We start from the raw sequence: 18164 nt of genomic DNA, 5'->3' as shown, positions 1-18164 counted from the left end.
TCCCGGGGCGTACGCGGCGGCGCTGGCCTCGGGAAAGTCGGCGGGCGCCGGGCGTGAGCTGCTCTCGGACGAGGACCGGCGGGTGGAGCGGATCCTGCTGGAGCTGCGGCTGCGGGAGGGGGTGCCGTTGTCGCTGCTGCGGACGGAGGGGCTGAGCGCTTCTCGCCGGGCGCTGGGGGAGGGGCTGCTGGAAGCCCGGCCCTATGAGGAGGGGCGGGCTGTGCTGACGCTTCGGGGGCGGTTGCTGGCGGATGCGGTGGTGCGGGATCTGGTGGACTGAGCGCCTACGGGGGGTGGGGGCCGTGTCGTCCGGCGCCTGCGGGTGCCTTGCGGCTGGTCGCGCAGTTCCCCGCGCCCCTGGGTGGGGTGGGGTTGCCGTGGGTTGCATGGCGATCTGGCCGCGCTTGTCTTGGCGGCTGCGGGCCTGTGGGGGCTGGTCGCGCAGTTCCCCGCGCCCCTGAGCAGGTTGCGGCTGCCGTCAGTGATGCGCCGGCGCGGCTGCACGCGCCCAAGGGGCGCGGGGAACTGCGCGACCAGCCACAACGAACCCGCACCCGTTCGCCCCGCCCGCAGGCCCGCCGCGCGGATCCGCTAGGGCGCCGTGACGAAGTCGATCAGTTCCTCCACCCGGCCGAGCAGCTCCGGCTCCAGGTCCTTGTACGAGTTCACCCGCTTCAGGATCGCCTGCCACACCGCGCCCGTGTTCTCCGGCGGCCAGCCCAGAGCCCTGCACACGCCCGTCTTCCAGTCCTGGCCGTGCGGGACGCGGGGCCACGCCTCGATGCCCAGGGACGACGGCTTCACCGCCTCCCAGATGTCGATGTACGGGTGGCCGACGACCAGGGCGTGTTCGCTGGTCACCGAGGCCGCGATGCGGGACTCCTTGCTGCCCGGCACCAGGTGGTCCACCAGGACACCCAGGCGGGCGTCCGGACCCGGCGCGAACTCGGCCACGATCGCCGGCAGGTCGTCCACGCCCTCCAGGTACTCCACGACCACGCCCTCGATGCGCAGGTCGTCGCCCCAGACCTTCTCCACCAGTTCCGCATCGTGCCGGCCCTCGACGTAGATGCGGCCGGCGCGGGCCACGCGTGCGCGTGCGCCGGGGACGGCCACCGAGCCGGACGCGGTACGGGACGGTCGTACGGGAGCGGCGGCGGACGGCCGGACCAGGGTCACCACCCGGCCCTCCAGGAGGAAGCCGCGGGGCTCCAGCGGGAACACCCGGTGCTTCCCGAAGCGGTCCTCCAGGGTCACCGTGCCCGCCTCGCAGCGGATCACCGCGCCGCAGAAGCCGGTCCCGGGCTCCTCGACCACCAGGCCGGGCTCGGCGGGCACCTCCGGCACCGGCTTGGGCTTCTTCCACGGAGGGGTCAGGTCGGCGGAGTACTGGCGCATTCGGATGACGATAGGAGAACCGCGTGGGGGATCACTACGACACGCCGAAGCGTGCCGCCAGCGCGTCCCGCTGGGCCCGCACGAACGCCGCGTCCACCACCGCTCCGTGACCGGGCACGTACAGCGCGTCCTCGCCGCCCAGCTCCAGCAGCCGGTCCAGCGCGGCGGGCCAGTGCCGCGGTACGGCGTCCGGGCCCGCCTGCGGTTCGCCGGACTCCTCGACCAGGTCGCCGCAGAAGACGACCTCCGGGGTGCCGGGGACGAGGACGGCGAGGTCGTGGGCCGTGTGGCCGGGGCCGACGTTCGCCAGCAGGACCTGGCGGCCGCCGCCGAGGTCGAGCGTCCACTCGCCCGAGACGTGGTGCCGGGGGGCGACGAGCGCGTCCACCGCCTCCTCGGCCGCGGCCGCGTCCAGTCCGTTGCGCACCGCGTCCGCCCGCAGTTCCGCGCGGCCCAGCCGCCCCGTCAGCACCGTCTCCACGCCCACCGCGCCGAACACCTCGGCCCCCGCGAACGCGGCCGCACCGAAGACATGGTCGAAGTGGGGGTGGGTGAGCGCGAGATGGGTCACACGGTGGCCGGCCAGTTCCTCGGCCCGCGCGCGCAGCCGGGCGCCCTCCGCGAGACCGGAGCCCGCGTCGACCAACAGGGCCGTGCCCTCGCCGATCACCAGGCCCGCCGTACAGTCCCAGGTGGGCAGCCGGCACCGCCCCACCCCGGTCGCGACCCGCTCCCACCCGAGCTCTTCCCAAGTCACCGTCATACCGCGACGCTAGCCGTACGACCCGTCCCGCCAGGACCAGCCTTGCCCAGGGAGTACCCCACCGCCGTACACTGGCCGGGGAGCGTTGGCACTCGGACGGACAGAGTGCCAGGCGAGACGCCACGGGAACGACCTCTGGAGGTGCGCGCGATGCTGAGTGAACGCAGGCTTCAGGTGTTGCGCGCCATCGTCCAGGACTACGTCGGCACCGAGGAGCCGGTCGGGTCCAAGGCCCTGACCGAGCGGCACAACCTCGGAGTCTCCCCGGCCACCGTGCGCAACGACATGGCGGTCCTGGAGGAGGAAGGGTTCATCGCCCAGCCGCACACCAGTGCCGGGCGGATCCCGACCGACAAGGGCTACCGGCTGTTCGTCGACAAGCTGGCGGGCGTCAAGCCGATGACCGCGCCCGAGCGGCGCGCGATCCAGAACTTCCTCGACGGCGCCGTGGACCTCGACGACGTGGTGGCCCGGACCGTGCGGCTGCTCGCGCAGCTGACCCGGCAGGTCGCCGTCGTGCAGTACCCCTCCCTCACCCGCTCGACCGTGCGGCACGTGGAGCTGCTCTCGCTCGCCCCCGCGCGCGTGATGCTGGTGCTGATCACCGACACCGGCCGGGTCGAGCAGCGCATGGTCGACTGCCCGGCCCCGTTCGGGGAGGCCTCGCTGGCCGATCTGCGGGCGCGTCTCAACAGCCGGGTCGCGGGGCGCAGGTTCGCCGACGTGCCCCGGCTGGTCGAGGACCTGCCCGAGGGCTTCGACGTCGAGGACCGGGGTACGGTCTCCACAGTGCTCTCCACTCTCCTGGAGACGCTCGTCGAGGAGAACGAGGAGCGGCTGATGATCGGCGGCACCGCCAATCTCACCCGCTTCGGACATGACTTTCCCCTCACGATCCGGCCCGTCCTGGAGGCGCTGGAGGAGCAGGTCGTGCTCCTCAAGTTGCTTGGCGAGGCCGGGGATTCGGGCATGACCGTCCGTATCGGTCATGAGAACGCCTACGAGGGACTCAACTCCACTTCGGTGGTGTCGGTCGGCTACGGTTCGGGCGGCGAGGCAGTCGCCAAGCTCGGCGTGGTCGGACCGACCCGCATGGATTACCCGGGAACGATGGGAGCGGTACGCGCAGTGGCACGGTACGTCGGACAGATCCTGGCGGAGTCGTAAGTGGCCACGGACTACTACGCCGTTCTCGGCGTGCGCCGCGACGCGTCGCAGGATGAGATCAAGAAGGCGTTCCGCCGGCTCGCGCGCGAGCTGCACCCGGACGTCAACCCGGATCCCAAGACCCAGGAGCGGTTCAAGGAGATCAACGCCGCCTACGAGGTGCTGTCGGACCCGCAGAAGAAGCAGGTCTACGACCTCGGCGGCGACCCGCTGTCGCAGGCCGGCGGCGGTGGCGCGGGCGGCTTCGGCGCCGGTGGGTTCGGGAACTTCTCGGACATCATGGACGCGTTCTTCGGTACGGCCTCGCAGCGGGGCCCGCGCTCGCGGACCCGGCGCGGCCAGGACGCGATGATCCGGCTGGAGATCGAACTCGACGAGGCGGCCTTCGGCACCACGAAGGACATCCAGGTCGACACGGCGATCGTCTGCGCCACCTGCAACGGCGAGGGCGCGGCGCCCGGGACCTCCGCCCAGACGTGTGACATGTGCCGCGGCCGCGGTGAGGTCTCCCAGGTGACGCGGTCCTTCCTGGGCCAGGTCATGACGTCCCGCCCCTGCCCGCAGTGCCAGGGCTTCGGCACCGTCGTCCCGACACCGTGCCCGGAGTGCGCCGGCGACGGACGGGTCCGCTCGCGCCGCACGCTGACCGTGAAGATCCCGGCCGGTGTGGACAACGGCACGCGGATCCAGCTCGCGGGCGAGGGCGAGGTCGGCCCCGGCGGCGGTCCCGCCGGTGACCTCTACGTCGAGATCCACGAACTCCCGCACCCGATGTTCCAGCGGCGCGGCGACGACCTGCACTGCACGGTCACCATCCCGATGACCGCGGCGTCCCTCGGCACCAAGGTCCCGCTGGAGACCCTCGACGGCATGGAGGAGGTCGACATCCGCCCGGGCACCCAGTCCGGCCAGTCGATCCCGCTGCACAGCCGGGGCGTCACGCACCTGCGCGGCGGCGGCCGGGGCGACCTCATCGTCCACGTCGAGGTCCAGACCCCGACCAAGCTGGACCCGGAGCAGGAACGCCTCCTGCGCGAGCTGGCCAAGCTGCGCGGCGAGGAACGGCCCACGGGGCAGTTCCAGCCGGGGCAGCAGGGGCTGTTCTCGCGGCTGAAGGACGCCTTCAACGGGCGTACCTGAGCCGTCTCCAGGTTGGATTCGGACTTGTCCGGAGGACGTGACAACATGCCGTCATGTCCTCCGCACTGACCGATCTCTTCCCCCATCCGATCGTGCAGGCCCCCATGGCGGGCGGTGTCTCCGTGCCGCGGCTCGCCGCCGCCGTGTCCGAGGCGGGAGGGCTCGGCTTCCTCGCCGCCGGGTACAAGACGGCCGACGGGATGTACCAGGAGATCAAGCAGCTTCGCGGGCTGACCGGACGCCCCTTCGGCGTGAACCTCTTCATGCCGCAGCCCGACCATGCCGATCCGGCGGCGGTGGAGGTCTACGCCCACCAGCTCGCCGGCGAGGCCACCTGGTACGACACCGAGCTGGGCGACCCCGACAGCGGCCGGGACGACGGGTACGACGCCAAGCTCGCCGTGCTCCTCGACAACCCCGTGCCGGTGGTCTCCTTCCACTTCGGCGTCCCGAGCAGCGACGCCCTGGAGTCGCTGCGCCGCGCCGGCACCTTCACCCTCGTCACCGCGACCACCCCCGAAGAGGCCCTCGCCGCGCAGTACGCGGGCGCCGACGCGGTCATCGCGCAGGGCGTCGAGGCCGGCGGACACCAGGGCACCCACCGCGACCTCCCCGAGCAGGACGGCTCCGGTCTCGGTCTCCTCTCCCTGGTCACCCAGGTCCGCGAGACGGTCGCCCTCCCGATCGTCGCCGCCGGCGGCATCATGCGCGGCAGCCAGATCGCCGCCGTCCTCGCCGCCGGCGCGAGCGCGGCCCAGCTCGGCACGGCCTTCCTCGCCGCGCACGAGTCCGGCGCCCACGACGTGCACAAGCAGGCGCTGACCAACCCCCTCTACGTCCGCACCGAGTTGACCCGCGCCTTCTCCGGCAGACCGGCCCGCGGCCTGGTGAACCGCTTCCTGCGCGAGCACGGGCCGTACGCCCCCGCCGCCTACCCCGAGGTGCACCACCTGACCGCCCCGCTCCGCAAGGCCGCCGCCAAGGCCGGTGACGCCCAGGGCATGGCGCTGTGGGCGGGCCAGGGGCACCGGCTGGCACGCGAACTGCCCGCCGGGCAGCTCGTGGAGATACTCGCGGCCGAACTCGAGGCCGCCAGGACAGCGTTGTCGGGCAAGGGGGAACTGCGATGACCGCACCGGTGTTCGTGGTCGAGCACTTCGACGCAGGCGACGGCGGCCGGTACGTCCTCGACGGCCCCGAAGGCCGCCACGCCGTCTCCGTGAAGCGGCTCCAGCCCGGCGAGGACGTCATCCTCACCGACGGCGCCGGACGCTGGGCCGACTGCGTGGTGCTCGCCGCCGAGGGCAAGGACCGGCTGGTCGTCCAGCTCGACTCGGTGAGCGAGGAACCCCAGGCGCAGCCCCGCATCACCGTCGTCCAGGCGCTCCCCAAGGGCGACCGCGGTGAACTCGCCGTCGAGACCATGACGGAGGTCGGCGTGGACGCCGTCGTGCCCTGGCAGGCGGCCCGCTGCATCACCCAGTGGAAGGGCGACCGGGGTCTGAAGGCGCTCGGCAAGTGGCGGGCCACCGCCCGCGAGGCCGGCAAGCAGTCCCGCCGGGTCCGCTTCCCGGAGATCGCGGACGCGGCGAGCACCAAGCAGGTTGCCGCACTTCTCGCCAAAGCCGACTTCGCCGCCGTGCTCCACTCCGACTTCGAACGCGGCAGCGCGCCGCTGGCCACCGCCGAACTCCCCGACCGGGGTGAGATCGTGCTGGTCGTCGGCCCCGAAGGAGGCGTCGCCAAGGACGAGTTGGCGCTCTTCGAGGAGGCGGGCGCCCGCCCCTACGTCCTCGGGCCGACCGTGCTGCGGACCTCGACCGCCGGGACCGCGGCGGCCGCCCTGCTCCTCGGCCGCACCGGCCGCTGGTCCTGACTCCTGGGAGAACGCCCGTGGAACTCGCCCAAGTGCGCCTGCTCGTCACCGACTTCGCCGCCTGCTACCGCTTCTACGCCGATGTCCTCGGCCTCAAGCCCCAGTCGGGGGCGGCGGAGGGGCCGTACGAGAAGTTCAGCCCCGCCACCGGTTCGGCGGGCATCGCGCTCCAGGACCGCTCGATGATGGCGCAGGTCTTGGGCGAACTGGGCGACACGGCCACCGGTCACCGCTCCCTGGTGGTCCTGCGCGTCGACGCCCTGGACACCTACTGCGAGCAGATCACCGCCCGCGGCGCCACCCTGCTGCACGGCCCCGCCCCCATGACGGACCGGATGCGCGTCGCCCACCTCAAGGACCCGGAGGGCAACCTGGTGGAGCTCCAGGAGTGGCTGCTGCTGCGCGGCTGACGGTACTTCCCGACGCCGGTTCCGGGTCACGCACGACCGGCGCGCTCGATGACCGTATGCGCCCTACCGCCGGAGGGCACGCGGTGGCAGGCTGCCCTTCATGGTGGCGTTGAGGCGGGAAGGGCGTCGGCCGCGCGGGGTACGGGTTGCGGGTGTGGCCGGGGGTGTCGTGCTGGCCGTGGGCGGGATCGCCGCCTGTGATCCGGCCGGTGCGGTCAGTTCCGCGACCGTCTCGTACACCACCGACCAGTTGGTCACCAAGGAGCTGAACCGGCAGAAGGCCGACGTGAGTTGGCTGACCTGCACGGCCACGTACGACGACGGTGACCGGACGCCGAGCGCCACCGTGAACACCGTCGCCACCGTCGACTGCGACGGCAAGACGCGGGACGGCAAGGACATCACCGTCAAGGGCAAGGTGACCCGGACCGTCAGCGGCGCGTGTGTGCGCGGGGATCTCACCGCCACCGTGGGCGGCAGGCAGTGGTTCCACGTCGACGGGCTCGGCGACTGCGATGCCACGCCCACGCCCCCGGTCAACAACCCGGGACGGAACGGCCCGACCGTCACCGTGACCGTCACCAGGACGATCTGGTGCCAGAACGACCCGCAGTGCTGGCCCGACGGCAAGTGATCGAAACGTCTGTGCAGGGGGACCGGCCGTGCATAGGGTGATCGGGTGACACAGCCTGCGACGTCTGCATATCTCCGGTTTCCGCACCTGCGGGGCGAGTCGGTGGCCTTCACCGCCGAGGACGACGTGTGGCTCGCGCCGCTCGACGGCGGGCGTGCCTGGCGGGTCAGCGCGGACAACGTCCCGGTCACCCACCCCCGGATCTCGCCCGACGGCACCACCGTCGCCTGGACCTCCGCCCGCGACGGCGCCCCCGAGGTGCACATCGCCCCGGTCGACGGCGGACCGTCCAGAAGGCTGACCCACTGGGGCAGCGCGCGCACCCAGGTGCGCGGCTGGACCCCGGACGGCGAGGTCCTCGCCATCACCACGCACGGCCAGGCGAGCCTGCGCCGCAGCTGGGCGCAGACCGTCCCGCTCGACGGCGGACCCGGCACCACCCTGCCGTACGGCCCCGTCGGCCATGTCGCGCACGGCCCGGCGACCGTGGTCCTCTCCGCGCCGATGGGCCGGGAGGCCGCCTGGTGGAAGCGGTACCGGGGCGGCACGGCGGGCAAGCTGTGGATCGACCGCGACGGCGACGGCGAGTTCGTACGGCTCCACGCCGACCTGGACGGCAACATCGAGTACCCGGTGTGGGCGGGCGACCGGATCGCCTTCCTCTCCGACCACGAGGGCACCGGGGCCGTCTACTCCTCCCTCGCCGACGGCTCCGACCTGCGCCGGCACACTCCCCTCGACGGGTACTACGCCCGGCACGCGGCCGGCGACGGCACCCGGGTCGTCTACACGTCGGCCGGTGAGCTGTGGATCCTCGACGACCTCGACGGCGCCGAACCGCGCCGCCTGGAGGTACGGCTCGGCGGACAGCGCGCCGACCGGCAGCCGTTCCCGGTGGACGCCTCCCGCTGGTTCGGCTCGGCCGCCCCCGACCACACCGGGCGCGGCAGCGCGGTCGCCGTGCGCGGAGCCGTCCACTGGGTCACCCACCGCTCGGGCCCGGCCCGCGCGCTCGCCGCCGAGCCCGGCGTCCGCGCCCGGCTGCCGCGCACCTTCCGCGCGGAGGGCGAGGAGTGGGTGGTGTGGGTGACGGACGCGGAGGGCGAGGACGCCCTGGAGTTCGCGCCGGCCACCGGACTCGCCCCCGGCGCCACCCCGCGCCGCCTCGCCGCCGGACAGCTCGGCCGGGTCCTCGGACTCGCCATGGCCCCCGACGGCAGCCGGGCCGCGGTCGCCGCGCACGACGGCCGCGTCCTGCTCGTCGAAAGGGAGACCGGCGAGGTCCGCGAGGTCGATCGCAGCGAGGACGGCGACGTACGGGGACTGGCCTTCTCGCCCGACTCGGCCTGGCTCGCCTGGTCGCACCCCGGCCCCGCACCGCTCTGCCAGCTCCGCCTCGCCAACACCACCGACCTGTCGGTCACCGAGGCGACCCCGCTGCGCTTCCAGGACTACGCCCCCGCCTTCACCCTCGACGGCAAGCACCTGGCGTTCCTGTCCAACCGCTCCTTCGACCCGGTCTACGACGAGCACGTCTTCGACCTCGCGTTCGTGGTCGGCGACCGCCCGCACCTGATCACCCTGGCCGCGACCACCCCGTCCCCGTTCGGCCCGCAGCGCCACGGCCGGCCCTTCGAGACCCCGGACAAGGACGAGACCCCCGACAGCGAGGGCACCCCCGCCACCCGTGTCGACCTCGAAGGACTCGCCGACCGGATCGTGCCCTTCCCGGTGGAGGCCGGCCGCTACTCCAACCTGCGCGCGGCCAAGGACGGCGTGCTGTGGCTGCGCCACCCCGTCCAGGGCGTCCTCGGCTCCTCCCGGGCCACCCCGGACGACCCCGACCCCAAGACCGACCTCCAGCGCTACGACCTCGCCCAGCAGCGCCTCGAACACCTCGCCGCCGACGCCGACCACTTCGCCGTCAGCGGGGACGGCAAGCGGGTCCTGCTGTGGACCGACGGCCGCCTGAAGGTCGTACCGAGCGACCGCCGGGCCTCGAACGACGACGACAGCGACACGAACATCTCCGTCGACCTCGGCCGCGTCCGGCAGACCGTCGACCCGTCGGCCGAGTGGCGGCAGATGTACGAGGAGACCGGCCGCATCATGCGGGACCACTTCTGGCGGCCCGACATGAGCGGTGTCGACTGGCAGGGCGTCCTCGACCGCTACCGCCCGGTCCTGGACCGGCTGGCCACCCACGACGACCTCGTCGACCTGCTGTGGGAGGTGCACGGCGAGCTGGGCACCTCGCACGCCTACGTCACCCCCCGCGGCGGCCACGGCCACGGGCCCCGCCAGGGACTCCTCGGCGCCGACATCTCCCGTCACCAGGACGGCACTTGGCGCATCGACCGCATCCTGCCGACCGAGACCTCCGACCCCGCCGCCCGCTCCCCGCTCGCCGCCCCCGGGGTGGCGGTCCGCGCCGGGGACGCGATCGTGGCGGTGGGCGGCCGGCCGGTCGACCCGGTCACCGGTCCCGGCCCGCTCCTCGTCGGCACGGCCGGCCGGCCGATCGAGCTCACCGTCTCCCCGTCCGGCGGCGGCGAGCTGCGCCACGCCGTGGTCGTGCCCGTCTCCGACGAGGAGCCACTGCGCTACCACGCCTGGGTCGCCGACCGCCGCGCCTACGTCCACGAGAAGTCGGGCGGGCGCCTCGGGTATCTGCACGTGCCGGACATGCAGGCCCCGGGCTGGGCCCAGATCCACCGCGACCTGCGCGTCGAGGTGGCCCGCGAGGGACTGGTGGTCGACGTGCGCGAGAACCGCGGCGGACACACCTCCCAGCTCGTCGTGGAGAAGCTGGCCCGCCGGATCGTCGGCTGGGCGCTGCCGCGCGGAATGCGCGCCTACAGCTACCCGAGGGACGCGCCGCGCGGTCCCGTGGTCGCCGTGGCCAACGAGTTCTCCGGCTCGGACGGCGACATCGTCAACGCGGCGATCAAGGCGCTGGGCATCGGCCCGGTAATCGGCACCCGCACCTGGGGCGGGGTGATCGGCATCGACAGCCGGTACCGGCTGGTCGACGGCACGCTGATCACCCAGCCGAAGTACGCCTTCTGGCTGGAGGGGTACGAGTGGGGCGTCGAGAACCACGGCGTGGACCCGGACGTGGAGGTGTTCCAGCGGCCCCAGGACTACGCGGCGGGCCGGGACGCGCAGTTGGACGAGGCGGTGCGGATCGCCCTGGAGGAGCTGGAGAACAGCCCTGCGAAGACACCGCCGGGGCTACCCACCTAGGGGCGCGGGGAACTGCGCGACCAGCCACGACCCACCCGCACCCGCCGACGATACGATGCCCCCCGAAACCCAACGCGAAGGGACCACCATGCCAGGGGAACCCCAGGACGACTGCCTGTTCTGCAAGATCGTGGCGGGCCGCATCCCGGCGACGATCGTCCGGGAGACGGAGACGACCCTCGCCTTCCGGGACATCAACCCCCAGGCCCCCACACACGTCCTCGTGATCCCCAAGGCGCACCACGAGAACGCCGCCGCCCTCGCCGCCGCCGCACCGCAACTGGCCGCGGACGTCCTCCAGGCGACCCAGGACGTCGCCGAGCAGGAGAAGCTGGAGAGCTACCGGACCGTCTTCAACACGGGCTCCGGCGCCGGACAGACCGTCTGGCACGTCCACGCCCATGTGATCGGCGGCCGCGGCCTTCAGTGGCCCCCCGGGTAACTACCCGTGTCCGTACGTGAGTTGGTCGTCCTCGGCACCGCCAGCCAGGTCCCCACCAGACACCGCAACCACAACGGCTACCTGCTGCGCTGGGACGGCGAGGGCATCCTCTTCGACCCCGGCGAGGGCACCCAGCGCCAGATGCTGCGCGCCGGGGTCGCCGCCCACGACCTGAACCGGATCTGTGTCACCCACTTCCACGGCGACCACTCCCTCGGCCTCGCGGGCGTGATCCAGCGCATCAACCTCGACCAGGTCCCGCACGAGGTCACCGCCCACTACCCGAAGTCGGGGCAGCGCTTCTTCGACCGGCTGCGGTACGCGACGGCGTACCGGGAGACGGTCCGGCTCACCGAGGCGCCGGTCGAGACCGACGGCGTGCTCGCGCGGACCGGCGGCTACACCCTGGAGGCCCGCAGGCTGTCGCACCCCGTCGAGTCCTACGGCTACCGCCTGACCGAACCCGACGGCCGCCGCATGCTCCCGGACCGGCTCGCCGCGCACGGCATCAAGGGTCCCGACGTCGGACGGCTCCAGACGGAGGGTTCCCTGAACGGCGTCTCCCTCGACGAGGTCAGCGAGGTCCGCCGGGGCCAGCGGTTCGCGTTCGTCATGGACACCCGCCTCTGCGACGGCGTCCACGCCCTCGCGGACGGCTGCGACCTGCTAGTCATCGAGTCCACCTTCCTCGACGAGGACGAGCGGCTCGCCGTGGAGCACGGCCACCTGACCGCCGGCCAGGCCGCGACCGTGGCCCGCGACGCGGGCGTACGGCATCTCGTGCTCACCCACTTCAGCCAGCGGTACTCGGAGCCGGAGGAGTTCGAACGGCAGGCGCGGGCGGCCGGGTACGAGGGCGAGCTGACCGTGGCCCACGACCTGCTCCGGGTCCCGGTTCCGAAACGGCGGTAAACCGGTCGTACGATTCTTTGATGTCCCTCCCCAAAGCTGAACTGCACCTGCACATCGAAGGCACCCTGGAGCCGGAGCTGGCTTTCGAGCTGGCCGCGCGCAACGGCGTCGAGCTGCCCTACGCCGCCACGGACGAGCTCCGCAAGGCGTACGACTTCGAGGACCTCCAGTCCTTCCTGAACCTGTACTACGAGCTCATGGCCGTCCTGCGCACCGAGCGGGACTTCGAGGACCTGGCGAACGCCTACCTCGCCCGGGCCGCCGCGCAGGGGGTGCGGCACGCGGAGATCTTCTTCGACCCGCAGGCGCACCTCGCCCGCGGCGTGGGGATGGGGACGGTCGTGGAGGGGCTGTGGCGGGCGCTGGGGCGCAGTGCGGAGAACCACGGGGTCTCCACCCAGCTGATCATGTGCTTCCTGCGGGACGAGTCCGCGGAGTCGGCGATGGAGACGCTGGAGGCCGCGAAGCCGTACCTCGACCGGATCGTCGGGGTCGGGCTCGACTCCGCCGAGGTGGGGCATCCGCCGGTGAAGTTCCGCGAGGTGTACGAGGCCGCCGCCGCGCTGGGGCTGCGGCGGGTGGCGCACGCCGGCGAGGAGGGGCCGCCGGAGTACATCGCCGAGGCGCTGGACGTGCTGGGGGTGGAGCGGATCGACCACGGGCTGCGGTGCGTGGAGTCGCCGGAGCTGGTGGAGCGCCTTGTGCGGGACCGGGTGCCGTTGACATTGTGCCCGCTGTCCAATGTGCGGCTGCGGACGGTTGACGTGCTGGGTGATCATCCGTTGCCCGCGATGTTGGACGCGGGGCTCATGTGCACGGTGAACTCTGACGACCCCGCGTATTTCGGGGGGTATGCGGGGGACAACTTCGACGCCGTTCAGAAGGCTCTCGGGTTGAGTGAGGAGCGCCTGCGGGAGCTCGCCCGCAACTCCTTCCTCGCGTCCTTCCTGGAGCACGACGAGGAGCTGCGAGCTCGGTATCTCGCGGAGGTCGATGCGTACGAGTTCTGAGGTGCGTTGTCGGGTGCGGGCCGGTGGGGGCTGGTCGCGCAGTTCCCCGCGCCCCTGAATGCCCTTAAGCAGCCGTTGCCTTGTCGTACGTCTGGGTCTCCATCTGGACCTCCACGACCGGCAAGGTCCGCCGCCCCGCGCCCGTCGCCACCGCCGTCATCGGTACCGCGATCAGGAGCAGGCCCGCTGCCAGGACCGTGCCCATGGCCGGGAAGCCCGCCTGGGAGGCGAGGAGGCTGCCGGTCAGGGGGCCCGCCGCGGTGCCCAGGGACGACGCCGAGCCGACCAGGACCGCCCAGCGGCCGCGGGGGTCCAGTGAGGCGGCCAGGCCGATGACGTACGACAGGACGATCGGGTAGAGCGTGTTCCACGCGATCTCGCCGGCCGCGAAGGACGTCAGGTCGGTCGCCGAGGCGCTGAGGGCGATGCAGGCGGCGATGAGCACGGTGCCGCCACCGACGGGGAGCGCGCGGCCCAGCCGGGGGCCGAGGGCGCCCGCGCCGACGACGCCCAGCAGGCCCGCGCCGAGAGCGATCGCGAAGACCGCGCCGACCGTCGCCTCGGAGAGGTGGGCCTGGCTGAGGCCGATGCGGCCGCTGACGCCCCAGAGGGCGTTCTGGGCGAGGGACCAGCAGGGGAGGGTCGCGGCGAGGAGCACGCCGGCCCGCAGGTGGGGGAGCGGGGCGCGGGTCTCCCGTTCCGGCGCGGGGGCGGTGCGCAGCGGGAGACGGCTCGTCAGGGGCCAGACGGCCAGTGCGGTCAGGCCGATCGCGGCGAGCGGCTGGCCGTGGCCGGGGCCCAGGTGGGGGACGGTCAGGTAGACCGCGCCGGCGAGTGCGGAGACGCCGAGCAGGCCGACCGTGGTGACGCGGTGCGGGTCGGGCTGGGCGGCGATGCCGGTGGCGGCCACCGCCGTCGCCGTACCGGATCCGAAGCCGCCGGTCAGGGCGCCCGCGACGACAGCCGGGACAGGGTGGGCGAGGGCGGCGCCGCCGTAGCCGAGGACGGCGAGGGCGAGGCCCACGCGGGCCAGGACACGGGGGCCGACGCGGTCGACGCGGGAGGCGAGCAGGAAGCCCGCCGCGGCCGAGCTCAGCAGCAGCGCGCTGCCGACTGTGCCGGCCTCGGTGGCGGTGAGCGCGAGCCCCGAGTCGAGGCGGCCGACGGTGGTCGGCAGGAGGTAGGGGGCGAGGTACCCGGCCGTGAAAAGGGCGATCAGGGGCCAGGGCAGGGTGGTGCGAGGGGCGGACACGGGCGTTCCCAGGGCATGCGAAAGAAGCGGCTCGAAAAGGGGGTTGGGCGCAAGCCGTCGACGGACAGGAACGCGCGAGGAATTTGTATCAAGCACGCGGTTGCGGAAGAAGAGCGGGTTGCGTGATGTGGCTCACGTTCCGTTTGGGGTACGGCAGCCCGGGTAGAAGTGCGGCCCTTCAGCGCCAACTGGGGGCGCCGCCCGCCCCGGGTGCCGTCGCCTCGATCTTGCTCCTGATCTCGCGCATCACCGCGACGATCTGCTGTTCGTGATCCGGCGTCAGCCGGGCGACCGGGACCGAGCAGCTGACGGCGTCCTGGGCGGGGGAGTCGTAGCGCAGGGCGAAGCCGAAGCCGACGATCCCGAGGACGCCCTCCTCGCGGTCGATCGCGTAGCCGCGGGCACGGACCTCGGCGAGATCGGCCAGCAGGGAGTCGCGCGTGGTGTGGGAGTTCGGGGTGAGTGCCTCGTACGGTCCCTCGGGGAGCCGGTCGTCCGGCCGCTCGGCCAGCAGTGCCTTGCCCAGCGCGCCCACGTGCGCGGGCAGCCGGCGGCCCACCCTGCTGATGGTCCGCAGGTACTCGTGCGACTCACGCGTCGCCAGGTAGGCCACGTCCCGGCCGTCGAGCCGCCCCATGTGGATGGTCTCGCCCAGCGCCTGGGACGCCTCGTCGAGATACGGCCGGACGACCCGGACGCGCGGGTCGGAGTCCAGATAGCTGGTGCCGGTGAGCAGGGCGTGGATGCCGATGCCGTAGAGCGACCCGGTGATGTCGGTGCGGACCCAGCCGCGCGAGATCAGGGTCTGGAGCAGCGCGTACATCGAACTGCGCGGCACGCCCAGGACGTCCGCGAGCTCCTGGAGCCGTGCCGGGCGGTCGCCGCGCTGGGCCAGCAGTTCGAGGAGCTCGACCGTGCGGGCCGCCGACTTGACCTCGCGGACACCGCCGGTCTCGGGGCGTCCGGCCCCTGTCTCTGACATGCACCGATCGTAATCGGCCCGGCGAACCGGGACGGTCCCATTGACGGACGGGATCCGCCTACCTAATCTCCATCTGCATACGTGGATAACGTCTACATAGGGAGATGACCGAGGGTGAGCCCCGACCCGGACACGGCCCGACGACTGCGGGACGGCATGGCACGCGGCGTGCTGTCGTTCCCGCTCACGAGCTTCCACGACGACGGCACCCTCGACCCGGACGGCTTCCGCGCGCACGTGGCCGCACAGCTCGGGCGGGAACCGGGCGCGCTCTTCCCGGCCTGCGGGACCGGCGAGTTCTTCTCGCTGGACGAGGACGAGTACCGGCAGGTCGTCACCATCGCGGTCGAGGAGGCCGGCGGCAGCGTGCCCGTCGTCGCCGGGACCGGCTACGGCTGGGCGCAGGCCGTCCGCTTCGCCCGGATCGCCGAGGACGCGGGGGCGGACGCGCTGCTGGTCCTGCCGCACTACCTGGTCGCCGCCCCGCAGGACGGCCTGGTCGCGCAGCTCGGGCAGATCGCGGCCCGCACCCGGCTGCCGCTCATCGCCTACCAGCGCGGTCAGGTCGCCTTCGGCCTCGACGCGTTCCGGCGGATCACCGAGATCCCCGGCGTCATCGGGCTCAAGGACGGGCACAGCGACCTCGACCGGCTCCAGCGCCTGACCCTCGCCGCACCCGAGGACTTCCTGTTCTTCAACGGCGCCTCCACCGCCGAGATCCAGGCCCGCGCCTACGCCGCCGTCGGCGTCCCCGCCTACTCCTCCGCCGTCCACGCCTTCGCCCCCGAGATCGCCGACACCTTCTTCGACGCCCTGCGTGCGGGCCACGAGGGCGACGGCACGGTGGAGAAGCTGCTGCGCGACTTCTACGTCCCGCTCGTCGAGCTCCGGGACCGCGTGCCCGGGTACGCCGTGTCCCTGGTGAAGGCGGCGGCACGACTGCGAGGACGCCCGGTCGGGCCCGTACGCGCGCCGCTCACCGAACCGTCGGACGCCGACCTGGCGGACCTCCGGCTGCTGCTCACCACCGGCCTCGACCTCGTAGGAGCCACGCTGTGAACCTCACGATCACCGACGTCCGGCTCACCCCGATCCTGGTCGCCGACCCGCCGCTGCTCAACACCCAGGGCGTGCACCAGCCGTACACACCCCGCCTGATCGTCGAGGTGGAGACCGCGGACGGGGTCGTCGGGGTCGGCGAGACCTACGGGGACACCAAGTACCTGGAACTGGCCCGGCCGTTCGCGGCGCGACTGGTCGGACGGCAGGCCTCGGATCTCAACGGGCTGTTCACCGTCGCCGATCAGGTCGCGGTCGACTCCTCCCGGGTCTCCGGACAGGTCGACGTCGGCGGGCTGCGGGGCGTGCAGACCGCCGACAAGCTGCGGCTGTCCGTCGTCTCCGGGTTCGAGGTGGCCTGCCTCGACGCGCTGGGCAAGGCGCTCGGACTGCCGGTGCACGCCCTGCTCGGGGGCAAGGTCCGGGACGCGGTCGACTACAGCGCGTACCTCTTCTACAAGTGGGCCGCCCACCCCGAGGGCGTCGCCTGCGAGAAGGACGACTGGGGGGCGGCCCTCGATCCCGCGGGCGTGGTGGCGCAGGCCCGGCTGTTCACCGAGCGGTACGGCTTCACCTCCTTCAAGCTCAAGGGCGGGGTCTTCCCGCCGGACCAGGAGATCGCCGCGGTCCGGGCCCTCGCCGAGGCGTTCCCCGGGCACCCCCTGCGGCTCGACCCCAACGGGGCCTGGAGCGTGGCCACTTCGCTGAAGGTGGCCCGGGAGCTCGGGGACGTCCTGGAGTACCTGGAGGATCCCGCGCTGGGCACCGCGGCCATGGCGGAGGTGTCCGCCGGGACCGGCGTCCCGCTGGCCACCAACATGTGCGTGACGACCTTCGCGGAGATCAAGGAGGCGTTCGCCCGGGACGCCGTGCAGGTGGTGCTCTCGGACCACCACTACTGGGGCGGACTGCGCAACACCCAGCAACTCGCCGCGATCTGCCGGACCTTCGGGGTGGGCGTGTCCATGCACTCCAACACCCACCTCGGGATCTCACTGGCCGCGATGACGCAGGTGGCGGCCACCGTGCCGAACCTCCACCACGCCTGCGACTCGCACTACCCGTGGCAGTCGGAGGACGTGCTGACCGAGCGGCTGGTCTTCGAGGACGGTGCCGTACGGGTCTCCGACGCACCCGGACTCGGTGTCGAACTCGACCGGGACAAGGTGGACTTCCTGCACCGGCGGTGGCTGGAAGACGACGGGACGCTCCGGGACCGCGACGACGCCGCCGCGATGCGGGTCGCCGAGCCGGGATGGGTCACGCCCGCCGTGCCCCGCTGGTAGGCGGAGTCCCCGCGGACGACGGGACGGGACCGCGACGGCCTGACCTGCCGGGCGGGTCGCGGGCGACCGCCGACCCGATGTCGGCGGTGTGGTGCAGACTGGCCTGATCGGCACCACGCGCAGGGAGCTCACCGTGATCGCGTCCAACGGAAAGGGACCGTCGTACACCGGCACAGCGGGGCAGTGCCAGGCCCAGGTCGACCCCCTGGCCGCCGTGCGCGCACCCGACGATCCGCCCTGGGACGTCTATCTCACCGGCACCGTCTTCCTCGACATCGTCTTCACCGGGCTCGGCTCCGCCCCGGTGCGCGGCACCGAGTCCTGGGCCCGCGGGATGGGGTCGAGCCCCGGCGGGGTGGCCAACATGGCGACCGCCCTGGCCCGGCTCGGACTGCGCACCTCGCTGGCCGCGGCCTTCGGCGACGACCACTACGGCGAATACTGCTGGGACGCCCTGGAGCAGGGCGAGGGCATCGACCTCTCCCCGTCGCGCCGGGTCCCCGGCTGGCACTCCCCGGTCACCGTGTCGATGGCGTACGAGGGCGAGCGCACCATGGTCTCCCACGGTCACGAACCGCCCCCCGAGG

General features: G+C 72.8%; 17 protein-coding genes and 1 pseudogene. 14 read left to right on the top strand and 4 right to left on the bottom strand.

Annotated elements, in window-relative coordinates; all coding sequences use genetic code 11:
* A pseudogene (locus AOJ26_RS34510) lies at positions 1–280 on the top strand (coproporphyrinogen III oxidase); the annotation flags it as partial.
* A gap of 311 nt (positions 281–591) precedes the next feature.
* Here the strand turns inward: AOJ26_RS34510 and AOJ26_RS34505 are convergent.
* Positions 592–1398 carry a DUF3097 domain-containing protein gene (locus AOJ26_RS34505; protein WP_053852312.1) on the bottom strand — a complete coding sequence of 269 codons (807 nt, stop codon included), beginning with the start codon at positions 1396–1398 and terminating at the stop codon, positions 592–594.
* Positions 1399–1432: 34 nt separating this feature from the next.
* On the bottom strand, positions 1433–2161 hold the full coding sequence (locus tag AOJ26_RS34500; protein ID WP_053852311.1) for an MBL fold metallo-hydrolase: 729 nt from the start codon (positions 2159–2161) through the stop codon (positions 1433–1435).
* 150 nt (positions 2162–2311) lie between these two features.
* Between AOJ26_RS34500 and hrcA the strand changes: the two genes are divergently transcribed.
* The 10 genes from hrcA (at position 2312) to AOJ26_RS34450 (ending at position 12998) form a co-directional block, all read left to right on the top strand.
* The gene (gene hrcA / locus AOJ26_RS34495; RefSeq protein ID WP_053852310.1) at positions 2312–3328 is read left to right on the top strand and encodes a heat-inducible transcriptional repressor HrcA; all 1017 of its coding nucleotides are present in this window, start codon (positions 2312–2314) and stop codon (positions 3326–3328) included.
* Positions 3329–4468: a molecular chaperone DnaJ gene (dnaJ, locus tag AOJ26_RS34490; protein ID WP_037717001.1), complete on the top strand. Its 1140-nt coding sequence runs from the start codon at positions 3329–3331 to the stop codon at positions 4466–4468.
* Between the two features lie 53 nt (positions 4469–4521).
* The gene (locus AOJ26_RS34485; RefSeq protein ID WP_053852309.1) at positions 4522–5598 is read left to right on the top strand and encodes a nitronate monooxygenase; all 1077 of its coding nucleotides are present in this window, start codon (positions 4522–4524) and stop codon (positions 5596–5598) included.
* Entirely contained in the window at positions 5595–6344 is a 750-nt protein-coding gene (locus AOJ26_RS34480) for a 16S rRNA (uracil(1498)-N(3))-methyltransferase (protein ID WP_053852308.1), read from the top strand. The genes AOJ26_RS34485 and AOJ26_RS34480 overlap by 4 nt, the downstream gene beginning before the upstream one ends.
* A 17-nt stretch (positions 6345–6361) precedes the next feature.
* Positions 6362–6754, top strand: a complete 393-nt coding sequence (locus AOJ26_RS34475; RefSeq protein WP_053852307.1) for a VOC family protein — start codon at positions 6362–6364, stop codon at positions 6752–6754.
* A 100-nt stretch (positions 6755–6854) separates the two neighbouring features.
* Positions 6855–7388, top strand: a complete 534-nt coding sequence (locus AOJ26_RS34470; RefSeq protein ID WP_053852306.1) for a hypothetical protein — start codon at positions 6855–6857, stop codon at positions 7386–7388.
* Between the two features lie 45 nt (positions 7389–7433).
* Positions 7434–10634 (top strand): S41 family peptidase, encoded by a 3201-nt coding sequence (locus tag AOJ26_RS34465; RefSeq protein ID WP_053852305.1) that lies wholly within the window; start codon positions 7434–7436, stop codon positions 10632–10634.
* Between the two features lie 88 nt (positions 10635–10722).
* On the top strand, positions 10723–11076 hold the full coding sequence (locus tag AOJ26_RS34460) for a histidine triad nucleotide-binding protein (RefSeq protein ID WP_053852304.1): 354 nt from the start codon (positions 10723–10725) through the stop codon (positions 11074–11076).
* A 6-nt stretch (positions 11077–11082) separates the two neighbouring features.
* Positions 11083–11988 (top strand): ribonuclease Z, encoded by a 906-nt coding sequence (locus AOJ26_RS34455; protein ID WP_053852303.1) that lies wholly within the window; start codon positions 11083–11085, stop codon positions 11986–11988.
* A 20-nt stretch (positions 11989–12008) separates the two neighbouring features.
* Positions 12009–12998, top strand: a complete 990-nt coding sequence (locus AOJ26_RS34450) for an adenosine deaminase (protein ID WP_053852302.1) — start codon at positions 12009–12011, stop codon at positions 12996–12998.
* A gap of 64 nt (positions 12999–13062) precedes the next feature.
* Here the strand turns inward: AOJ26_RS34450 and AOJ26_RS34445 are convergent, their stop codons facing one another.
* Both AOJ26_RS34445 and AOJ26_RS34440 read right to left on the bottom strand, forming a co-directional pair.
* Positions 13063–14250 carry an MFS transporter gene (locus AOJ26_RS34445; protein WP_053852301.1) on the bottom strand — a complete coding sequence of 396 codons (1188 nt, stop codon included), beginning with the start codon at positions 14248–14250 and terminating at the stop codon, positions 13063–13065.
* Positions 14251–14428: 178 nt separating this feature from the next.
* Positions 14429–15232, bottom strand: a complete 804-nt coding sequence (locus AOJ26_RS34440) for an IclR family transcriptional regulator (RefSeq protein ID WP_053852300.1) — start codon at positions 15230–15232, stop codon at positions 14429–14431.
* A 114-nt stretch (positions 15233–15346) separates the two neighbouring features.
* Here AOJ26_RS34440 and AOJ26_RS34435 point away from each other — a divergent pair, with 114 nt between their 5' ends.
* From AOJ26_RS34435 to AOJ26_RS34425, 3 genes are all read left to right on the top strand, one after another.
* On the top strand, positions 15347–16291 hold the full coding sequence (locus AOJ26_RS34435) for a 5-dehydro-4-deoxyglucarate dehydratase (RefSeq protein ID WP_053852299.1): 945 nt from the start codon (positions 15347–15349) through the stop codon (positions 16289–16291).
* Positions 16288–17577, top strand: a complete 1290-nt coding sequence (locus AOJ26_RS34430; RefSeq protein WP_053852298.1) for a glucarate dehydratase family protein — start codon at positions 16288–16290, stop codon at positions 17575–17577. Before AOJ26_RS34435 ends, AOJ26_RS34430 begins: the two co-directional genes overlap by 4 nt.
* A 133-nt stretch (positions 17578–17710) precedes the next feature.
* The coding region (locus AOJ26_RS34425) for a carbohydrate kinase family protein (RefSeq protein WP_373413195.1) at positions 17711–18164 on the top strand (454 nt) is incomplete at its 3' end.

The organism is Streptomyces sp. NRRL B-24085, from assembly GCF_001282115.1.
Lineage (GTDB): Bacteria > Actinomycetota > Actinomycetes > Streptomycetales > Streptomycetaceae > Streptomyces.
Note: the sequence above shows the minus strand (reverse complement) of the source record. Positions and strands in the feature narration are given on the sequence as shown.